Genomic DNA, 9,431 nt, shown 5'->3' with positions numbered 1-9,431 from the left:
GTGACGCGCGTCGGGGTGGCCCTGCGCCTGGTCGTCTGCGCGCTGGCCTTCGCGCTGCTCGCCGGTCCGCACTGGCTGGCCCTGCGCTTCGGCGAGCGCCGCGGATGGGGCCTCGCGCCGGCGCTGTTCCACCGGGTGTTCCTGGCCCTGTTCTCGGTGCGCGTGACGCAGAGCGGCACCCCGCCCCGCCCCGGCGAGGCCGCGCTGGTGCTCGCCAACCACGTCTCCTGGCTCGACATCATCGCCGTCGGCTCGCTGCGGCCGCTCTCCTTCGTGGCGAAGTCCGAGATCGCCGGCTGGCCGGTGATCGGCACGCTCGCCGCCCTCCAGCGCACGGTGTTCATCGACCGGGCGCGGCGCGGCGCGACCGCGACCGTCAACGCCGCGATCGGCGACCGGCTGGCGCGGGGCGAGCTCGTGGTGCTGTTCGCCGAGGGCACCACCGGCGACGGCACCCGCCTGCTGCCGTTCCGCTCCTCGCTCGTCGGCGCGGCGCGGGCCGCGATCCAGGCGCGAGGGGCCGACGGCGGCCTCGACCGCATCCGCCTGCAGCCCCTGGCGATCACCTATCCGCGCCGCAACGGCCTGCCCGTGGGCCGGGCCGAGCGCCCCGAGATCGCGTGGTACGGCGACATGGACCTCGCCCCCCATCTCGCCCTGTTCTTCGAGCGCGGGCCGATCGACGTCCACGTGGTCTGGGGCCAGCCGATCGCCTTCGAGGCCGGCACCGACCGCAAGGCCGTCACGGCCCAGGCGGAGGCCGCCGTCCGCGCCGCGATGAAGGGCACGGGGGCGATGCAGGGCCACGCGGGGGTGCCGGGCCACGCGCCCGCCCGGCCGCTGCCGGGCCTCACGGACGGCACGGCGGCGGCCTGAATCCCGTCAGGCCGGTTCGGGCGCGTGCGGCACGGTCGCCGTCAGCCGCAGGTTCATCGCCCTCAGCACGCGCACCGTCGTATCGAGGCTCGGATTGCCCTCCTCGGAGAGGGCCTTGTACAGGCTCTCGCGCGACAGGCCGGAGGTGCGGGCGATCCGCGTCATGCCGCGGGCGCGGGCGGCGACGCCGAGCGCGTGGCGGAAGAGCGCCGTGTCTCCTTCCTCGAAGGCCGCGGTGAGGTATTCCGCCAGCGCCTCGTCGGTCTCGAGATAGTCTGCCGAATCGTAGGGCTGCGTCTCGGTCATCCGCCGTCTCCATCCTTCAGATCTGCGGCCAGCGCCCTGGCCCGCATGATATCCCGTTGCTGGCTGCCCTTGTCTCCGCCGCAGAGCAGAACGATCAGGGCTTCGCCGCGACGGATGAAGTACAGTCGGTAGCCAGGTCCGTAATCGATGCGCATCTCGCTCACCCCGGAGCCGACCGGCTTCGCGTCGCCGGCATTGCCCAGAGCGAGACGGTCGATCCGGATCGCGATCCGCGCCTTGGCACGCGGATCCCGCAAGGCGCCGAGCCAAGCATCGAAATCAGCCGTGCGTCGGACCGGAATCCTAAATGTTCGTATTCTATAGGATACGGACTGGCAAGCGCTCGGACCGGGTCGCGACGGCGGGCCGGATCTATGATAGAGGCGTGCCGCCTCGGCCGCAGAGATGTTCGCGCGCCGTATCCCAAGGAACCCGGGACCCGACGCGGTGTCGAAAAAAGCCTTCGTCAAATCCTACGGCTGCCAGATGAACGCCTACGACGCCGCCCGCATGGCGGACGTCCTGGCCGAGCAGGGGTTCTCCGCCACCGACGCCGTCGAGGAGGCGGACGTGGTGGTGCTCAACACCTGCCACATCCGCGAGAAGGCGGCCGAGAAGGTCTATTCCGAGCTCGGCCGGCTGCGCGTGCTCAAGGACGCGCGGAAGCTCGAAGGCCGCGACACCCGCATCGTCGTCGCCGGCTGCGTCGCGCAGGCGGAAGGCTCCGAGATCCTGCACCGCGCGCCCGTGGTGGACGTGGTCGTCGGGCCGCAGAGCTACCATCGGCTGCCGGACCTGCTCGCCCGCTCGCATGCCAAGCGCGTGGTCGACACCGAATTCCCCGTCGAGGACAAGTTCGACCACCTGCCGGCGCGCCGCACCGCGGGCGTCTCCGCCTTCCTCACGGTGCAGGAGGGCTGCGACAAGTTCTGCGCGTTCTGCGTGGTGCCCTACACCCGCGGCGCCGAGGTCTCGCGTTCCGTCGCCGCCGTCGTCGCGGAGGCGGAGAAGCTCGCCGCCGGCGGGGTCCGCGAGATCGGCCTCGTCGGCCAGAACGTGAACGCCTATCACGGGCTCGGGGCCGACGGCGGCGCGGCGACGCTGGCCGACCTGATCCGCGCGGTGGGGCGCGTGCCGGGCATCGCGCGGATCCGCTACACCACGAGCCACCCCAACGACATGGGCGACGACCTGATCGCGGCCCATGCCGAGATCCCGGCGCTGATGCCCTACCTGCACCTTCCGGTGCAGTCGGGCTCCGACCGGATCCTTTCCGCGATGAACCGGCGCCACACCGGCGACGCCTACCGGCGGATCATCGACCGCGTCCGCAGGGCCCGCCCGGACATCGCCCTGTCCTCGGACTTCATCGTCGGCTTTCCCGGCGAGACCAACGCCGAGTTCGCCGACACGATGCGGCTCGTCTCCGACATCGGGTTCGAGAGCGCCTATTCCTTCAAGTACAGCCCGCGCCCCGGCACGCCGGCCGCCGAGCGCAGCGACGCGGTCCCGGAGGACGTGATGACCGGCCGCCTGCACGCGCTGCAGGCGCTGCTCGACGCGCAGCGCCACGCGTTCCAGCGCGCGGCGGTGGGGCAGGTGGTCGAGGTCCTGGTCGAGAAGGCCGGCCGCAGGCCCGGCCAGGTCGCGGGCAAGACGCCGCACCTGCTCGCCGTTCAGTTCGACGCCCCCACCTCCCGTATCGGGCAGGTCGTGCCCGTGCGCATCGTCGAGGCGGGGACCAACAGCCTGTTCGGCGCGGCGATCGAGGCCGCGGCGGCCGCGTAGGGCGGCGGGCCGGGCGATGAAGGGAGTGTTCGTGGCGTCATTCGACGGAACGGCCGGGCGCAGCGGCCCCTTGCGCGGGCGCGGGCCCGCCGCGCGGCCGCTCGGCCCGGGCTTCGGCCACGACGAGCCGGTCGAGGTCTCGCTGACCTTCGACGACAACCGCCTCGCGAGCCTCGTCTTCGGCCAGTACGACCAGAACGTCGCGCATATCGAGCGCCGGCTGGAGGTGACGGCCACCGCGCTGGGCAACCACGTCGTGCTCAAGGGCTCGCCGGACGCGACCGAGCGTGCCCGCCGGGTGTTCGAGAAGCTCTACGCCCGCGTGCGGACCGGCGGCAGCGCCCTGACGCTCGGCGACGTCGACGGCGCGATCCAGGAGGCCACCGTCCAGGGCCAGCTGTTCCCGGCGGCCGCCATCGCCGCCGAGCCGGACCGGCCGCATTTCGAGCAGATCGCCACGCGCAAGCGCGGCGCGGTCCGCGCCCGGAACGCGGCACAGGACGCCTACATCAAGGCCCTGCGCGCCAACGAGCTCGTCTTCGCCGAGGGTCCGGCCGGCACCGGCAAGACCTGGCTCGCCGTCGGCCACGCGGTCTCGCTGCTGGAGCAGGGCCACGCCGAGCGGCTGATCCTCTCGCGCCCGGCGGTCGAGGCCGGCGAGCGCCTCGGCTTCCTCCCCGGCGACATGCGCGACAAGGTCGACCCGTACCTGCGCCCGATCTACGACGCGCTCTACGACTTCATGGAGGCGCGCCACGTCGACCGCGGCCTGCAGACCGGGGTGATCGAGATCGCGCCGCTGGCCTTCATGCGCGGGCGCACGCTCACCAATGCGATCGTGCTGCTGGACGAGGCGCAGAACACCACCTCGATGCAGATGAAGATGTTCCTGACCCGGCTCGGCGAGAACTCGCGGATGATCGTCACCGGCGATCCCTCCCAGGTCGACCTGCCGCCGGGGCAGAAGTCGGGGCTGGTCGAGGCGGTGCGGGTGCTCGACGGCGTCGAGGGCATCGGCCGCATCACCTTCCGGGACAAGGACGTGGTCCGCCACGACCTCGTGCGCCGCATCGTCACCGCCTACGAGGGCGCGGCACACGGCGAGGCGGATGCCGACCGCAACCCGAACCCGCGGCGGCGGCCGCTCGCGTGATGGGGCACGCGATCGACATGGTGGTCGAGGTGGCGATCGAGGACGAACGCTGGAGCGGCGCGGTCCCCGACCTCGAAGCCTTCGTGATTCGCGCCGTCGAGGCCGGGCTCGCCGCGGCCCCCGAGCCGCCCGCCGGCCCGGTCGAGGTCAGCGTCCTGCTCGCCGACGACGCCACCGTGCAGGCGCTCAACCGGACCTGGCGGGGCAAGGACCGGCCCACCAACGTGCTGTCGTTTCCGTCCTCGCCGCAGCCCGCCCATGCCGGCGTCGCGGTGCCGCTCGGCGACGTCGTTCTTGCGTACGACACGTTGGTGCGCGAAAGTGCCGAGCAGTCGAAGCCGCTCGTCCACCACCTCGCGCATCTCCTGGTTCATGGCACCCTCCACCTGCTCGGTCAGGACCACGAGACCGGCGACGCGGACGCGGAGGCCATGGAGGCCCTGGAGGTCGCGGCGCTCGCGACCCTCGGCGTGCCCGACCCTTACGCGGACTCCGCGGCCGGCTGAGCGACGACGTCCCAACCGATCCCAGACACGAGAGACATGACCCACGATCGAAGTCGCGGCGCGGCCCAGGCCGCGCTCAGTTCCAACGAGGCGGAATCGGGTGCGCGCGAGCCCTGGTACGACCGCCTCCTCCAGGTGCTGCACCTGAAACCGCGCGATTCGCTGCGCGGCGACATCGAAGAGGCCCTGGCCGAGCCCGATTCGGGCGAGAACGCGTTCTCGCCGCTCGAGCGCGCCATGCTCAAGAACGTCCTCGGGCTGCACAAGGTGCGCGTCGACGACGTGATGATCCCGCGGGCCGACATCGTCGCGGTCTCGGTCGAGACCAGCCTCGGCGACCTGCTGAAGCTGTTCCGCACCGCCGGCCATTCCCGCCTGCCGGTCTACGGCGAGACGCTCGACGACCCGCGCGGCATGGTCCACATCCGCGACTTCGTGGACCACATCGCCGCGCGGGCCGAGGCCGCCCCGCGCCGCAGCGCCGCGGCCGCCGCCAACGGCGCGACGCCCGCCCCCGCCGAGGCCGAGGCGGCCAAGGATGCGCAGAAGCCCGCCCCGCGGGTGCGCCGGGCGCCCGCCCGCGCCCTGCGCACGCTCAACCTCGGCAACGTCGACCTCACCGCGACGCTCGCCTCCACCCGCATCCAGCGGCCGGTGCTGTTCGTGCCGCCCTCGATGCCGGCGATCGACCTGCTGGTGCGGATGCAGGCGACCCGCACCCACATGGCGCTCGTCATCGACGAGTACGGCGGCACCGACGGGCTGATCTCGATCGAGGACCTGATCGAGATGGTGGTCGGCGACATCGAGGACGAGCACGACGTGGTCGAGGGCCGCCTCGTCCAGCGCCTCGAGGGCGAGGCCGAGGTGTTCGTGGCCGACGCCCGTGCGCCGCTGGCGGAGGTCTCCGAGGCCACCGGCGTCGACCTCGTCGCGGCGGTGGGCGAGATGGCCGAGGAGATCGACACGATCGGCGGCATGATCGTGACGCTGGCCGGCCGCGTGCCCTCGCGCGGCGAGCTCATCGCCGGCCCCGGCGACCTCGAGTTCGAGGTGCTCGACGCCGACCCGCGCCGCCTCAAGCGCCTGCGCTTCCAGCGCGGGCCCGCACGCATCGCGGCCTCCGCCGTGCCGCTCGCCCTGCCCCCGCCCGCCGCGCCCCCTGCCGTCAACGCGATCGAGACGCCCGCACCGTGACGCCGGCTCCCGAAGCGCCCCCAGCAGCCACGCTGCCGGGCGGCGCGGCCGCGCGCCTGGCCAACGGCGTCATGCTGCTGCGCGGCTGGCGCCGGCTCGCCCTGAGCTTCCTCGCCGGCAGCGTCGGCGCGCTGGCGATGCCGCCCTTCGGCCTCCTGCCCGCGCTGGCCGTGTCCCTCGTCGTCGCGGTCTGGCTGGTGGACGGGGCGGCGGGCTCGCGCAGCACGGTCGCCGCCCGGCTCCGCCCCTGCGCGCTGGTCGGCTGGGCCTGGGGCTTCGGCTACCTGTTCGCCGGGCTGTGGTGGCTCGGCTCGGCCTTCCTCGTGGAGGCCGACGAGTTCCTGTGGGCGCTGCCGCTCGGCGTCGTCGGCCTGCCGCTGGCGCTCGGGCTGTTCTACGCCGCGGGCTTCGCCGTCGCCGGCCTGCTCTGGGTCCGCGGCCCGGCGCGCATCGCCGGCCTCGCCTTCGGGCTGGCGGGCGCCGAGTGGGTGCGCGGGCACGTCTTCACCGGCTTCCCCTGGAACACCCTCGGCATGGCGCTCGGCCAGAACCTCTGGCTGATGCAGTCGGCCTCCCTCGTCGGGCTCTACGGCCTGACGCTGCTCGCCGTCCTCGTCTGCGCCGCGCCGGCGACGCTCGCCACCGGCTCGCATCCGCGCAGCCGCCTCGGCCCGACGGCCGCCGCCGCGATCGTGCTGGCCGCCATGGCGCTCCACGGCGCGGAGCGGGTCGGGCCCGATCCCGACCCCACCATCGCCGGGGTGCGCCTGCGGCTGGTGCAGCCGAACCTGCCCCAGGACGCGAAGTTCCGCCCCGAGAACCGGCAGGACATCGTCGACCGCTACGTCGAGCTGAGCCGGCGCCCGCCGGAGGCCGGCGAGGCGGCGCCGACGCACATCCTCTGGCCGGAATCGGCCTTCCCGTTCCTGATCCAGCGCGATCCCGCGGCGATGGCGCAGGTCGGCGCCGGGCTGGAGCCCGGCCAGCACCTGATCACCGGCGCGGCCCGCGCCGAGGAGCCGCTGCCCGGCGAGCGCCTGCGCTACTTCAACGCGATCATGGCGATCGAGCCCGGCGGCCGCATCGTCGACAGCTACGACAAGGTCCACCTCGTGCCGTTCGGCGAGTACCTGCCCGCGCCCCTCGACGCGGCCCTGCGGGCGGTGGGCCTGCGCCAGTTCGTGGCCGTGCCGGGCGGCTTCTCGGCCGGGACGCTCGCCGGCCAGCGCATCCTCAACGTGCCGGGCCTGCCGCCGGTGGCGGCGACGATCTGCTACGAGGCGATCTTCCCCGGCGCGATCCTGCCGGCCGGCGCCACCGCCGCCGATCGGCCCCCCGGCCTGATCCTGAACGTGACCAACGACGCCTGGTTCGGCGACACGCCTGGCCCGCGCCAGCACCTGGCGCAGGCCCGCCTGCGCGCCGTCGAGGAGGGCCTGCCGCTGGTGCGCGACGCCAACACCGGGATCTCGGCGGTGATCGACGCGCACGGGCGCGTCGTCGCGCAGCTGCCGATCGAGCAGGAGGCGGTGCTCGATGCCGACCTGCCCGTCCGCATCCTCGGCGGCACCCTCTACGGCCGGGCCGGCGACTGGCCCTTCGCGGCGATGCTCGCCGCCTGCCTCGCGGGCGCCCTCCGGGCCCGGCGGCTCGCGTGAGAGCGGCGCGGCGCATCCCGCCCCTCCTGCTGACCTGCGGCCTGATGGCGGTGGCGTTCAACCTGCGCCCGGCGCTGAGCACCGTCGGGCCGCTGCTCTCGTCCATCCGCGCGGCGACGGGTCTCTCCGCGGCGGGGGCTGCGGTGCTGACCACCCTCCCCGTCCTCTGCCTCGGCCTCGCCTGCGCGCTGACGCCGCTGATCCTGCGACGGCTCGGCGCCGACCGCGGCGTGCTCCTCGGCATCGTCGTGGTCGCGGCCGGCCTGGCCCTGCGCGGCCTCGGCGGTGTCGCGGCGCTGTTCGCCGGCACCGCGGTCGCCGCCTTCGGCATCGGGCTCGCCAACGTGCTGCTGCCGGCCGTGGTCAAGCGCGACTTCCCCGGCCGCGCCGGGGCGATGACCGGGCTCTACACCATGACGCTCTGCCTCGGGGCCGCCGCCGGCGCCGGCCTCGCGGTGCCGCTGGAGCAGGCGATCGGCCGGGGCTGGCCGCTGGCGCTCGCGGTCTGGGCGCTGCCGGCGGTCGTCGCCGCCCTCGCCTGGGCACCGTTGAGCCGGGCCGTGCCGGAGCGGTCGTCGGCGGCCGCGCCGGGCCGGCTCCTGCGCGATCCGCTGGCCTGGCAGGTCACCGCCTTCATGGGCCTGCAATCCTCGCTCGCCTACGTGCTGTTCGGCTGGCTGCCGGCGATCCTGCAGGGGCGCGGGCTCCCGGCGCTGGATGCCGGCCTCGTCGCCTCGGTGGTGACGCTGCATCAGGCGCCGGGCGCCCTCGTCGTGGCGATGCTGGCCGCGCGCGTGCGCGACCAGCGCGGCTGGATCGTCGCGGTGCTGGCCGCGACGCTGACCGGCTTCCTCGTCCTCGCCTTCGGCCCGGAGAGCCTGCGGTTCCCCGCCTCCGGGCTCCTCGGCCTCGGCATCGGCGGCTGCTTCGGGCTGGGCTTGAGCCTCCTCGTCCTGCGCACCCGCGACGCCGCCTCGGCCGGCGCCCTCTCGGCGATGGCGCAGGGGATCGGCTACGTCTTCGCCTCGCTCGGCCCCCTCGGCTTCGGCCTCGCCCACGACGCCACCGACGGCTGGGTCCTCCCGGCCGCCCTGTTCGCGACGATCATCGCGGCGGCGGGCGTCGCCGGGATGGGCGCCGGGCGCGACCGGGCGGTCGGCGCGGCGGCCCGAGCCGCCGGCACGGCGTAGAGGCTTCCGGCCCCCGTCGGTGGGTCCCGCCCGCGCCGCCCCACGCGGTGATCTGCGGTTGCGCCGCAGCGACGGAGGCGGGCACCCGAAATGGCTGTTAACCGACCGGTTACCATGACGACCTAGCGCCTGCCGCCAGTGCGGCGCGCTTCCGCGCCGACCGGGCGCGGACCATGACCCTGATGACGTTGGCCCTGAGCGGATGGGCCGCGGCGAAGCCGCATCTCGACCTCTTCGGAACCCTCGGCCTGCTGCTCGGCTTCGCCGCCGGGATCCTGCCGCATCGGCGCGGGATGCTTCTCGCCTCGGCCGGATGCGCCGCCGCCTTCGGCCTGCACTACCTGCATCTCGGCGCGCTCACCGGCACGGCGATGTGCGCCATTGCCCTGCTGCAGAACCTCGTCTCGGCGCAGGCGATCGGGCCCGCGGGCCGTGCCGCCTGGGTGGCACCGCTCTTCGCCGCGACGACGCTGGTCGCCGCCGGGACGACGCTCGCGACCTGGTCCGGCTGGCCGTCGGCCTGCGCCGGGCTCGGCGCCCTCCTGGCGACGGCTGCCCGCCTCCAGGGCGATCCGCAGGGCATGCGGCGCCTCTTCCTCGGCGCCAGCCTGTGCTGGGCTGTCCACAACGGCCTCGTCGGCTCGGTCTTCGGGCTCACCTGCGACCTGCTGACCCTGTCGGGGCTGGCCCTGTCGCTGGTCCGGCATCAGCGGCCCCCGGCGCCGCGGGCGCTCCCCGCCACCTGAGGCCGCGCCGC

Annotated in this window: 10 protein-coding genes; 8 read left to right on the top strand and 2 right to left on the bottom strand. The window is 74.3% G+C overall.

Annotated elements, in window-relative coordinates:
- A complete protein-coding gene (locus tag MKK55_RS23320) occupies positions 1-876 on the top strand; it encodes a lysophospholipid acyltransferase family protein (RefSeq protein WP_147844004.1) in 876 nt (291 codons plus the stop codon).
- Positions 877-882: 6 nt separating this feature from the next.
- Here MKK55_RS23320 and MKK55_RS23315 read toward each other — a convergent pair whose 3' ends face one another.
- On the bottom strand, positions 883-1,182 hold the full coding sequence (locus MKK55_RS23315; protein WP_147844005.1) for an addiction module antidote protein: 300 nt from the start codon (positions 1,180-1,182) through the stop codon (positions 883-885).
- The gene (locus MKK55_RS23310) at positions 1,179-1,439 is read right to left on the bottom strand and encodes a type II toxin-antitoxin system RelE/ParE family toxin (RefSeq protein WP_409566114.1); all 261 of its coding nucleotides are present in this window, start codon (positions 1,437-1,439) and stop codon (positions 1,179-1,181) included. The genes MKK55_RS23315 and MKK55_RS23310 overlap by 4 nt, the downstream gene beginning before the upstream one ends.
- Before the next feature lie 148 nt (positions 1,440-1,587).
- Here MKK55_RS23310 and miaB point away from each other — a divergent pair, with 148 nt between their 5' ends.
- From miaB to MKK55_RS23275, 7 genes are all read left to right on the top strand, one after another.
- Positions 1,588-2,970, top strand: a complete 1,383-nt coding sequence (gene miaB, locus MKK55_RS23305) for a tRNA (N6-isopentenyl adenosine(37)-C2)-methylthiotransferase MiaB (protein WP_243937852.1) — start codon at positions 1,588-1,590, stop codon at positions 2,968-2,970.
- 70 nt (positions 2,971-3,040) lie between these two features.
- Positions 3,041-4,123 (top strand): PhoH family protein, encoded by a 1,083-nt coding sequence (locus tag MKK55_RS23300; protein WP_243937865.1) that lies wholly within the window; start codon positions 3,041-3,043, stop codon positions 4,121-4,123.
- Positions 4,123-4,629: an rRNA maturation RNase YbeY gene (gene ybeY, locus MKK55_RS23295; RefSeq protein WP_147729656.1), complete on the top strand. Its 507-nt coding sequence runs from the start codon at positions 4,123-4,125 to the stop codon at positions 4,627-4,629. The genes MKK55_RS23300 and ybeY overlap by 1 nt, the downstream gene beginning before the upstream one ends.
- Before the next feature lie 36 nt (positions 4,630-4,665).
- Positions 4,666-5,826: a hemolysin family protein gene (locus MKK55_RS23290; RefSeq protein ID WP_243937851.1), complete on the top strand. Its 1,161-nt coding sequence runs from the start codon at positions 4,666-4,668 to the stop codon at positions 5,824-5,826.
- Entirely contained in the window at positions 5,823-7,484 is a 1,662-nt protein-coding gene (gene lnt, locus MKK55_RS23285; RefSeq protein ID WP_409566113.1) for an apolipoprotein N-acyltransferase, read from the top strand. The genes MKK55_RS23290 and lnt overlap by 4 nt, the downstream gene beginning before the upstream one ends.
- Entirely contained in the window at positions 7,481-8,674 is a 1,194-nt protein-coding gene (locus MKK55_RS23280) for an MFS transporter (RefSeq protein WP_409566112.1), read from the top strand. Before lnt ends, MKK55_RS23280 begins: the two co-directional genes overlap by 4 nt.
- Before the next feature lie 182 nt (positions 8,675-8,856).
- The gene (locus MKK55_RS23275) at positions 8,857-9,420 is read left to right on the top strand and encodes a YgjV family protein (protein WP_243937850.1); all 564 of its coding nucleotides are present in this window, start codon (positions 8,857-8,859) and stop codon (positions 9,418-9,420) included.
- Positions 9,421-9,431: the final 11 nt, after the last annotated feature.

The sequence above is a fragment of the Methylobacterium sp. J-059 genome (assembly GCF_022829485.1).
Classification (GTDB): Bacteria; Pseudomonadota; Alphaproteobacteria; order Rhizobiales; family Beijerinckiaceae; genus Methylobacterium.
The sequence above is the reverse complement of the archived record's forward strand: the minus strand, read 5'-3'. Positions and strand labels throughout refer to the sequence as shown.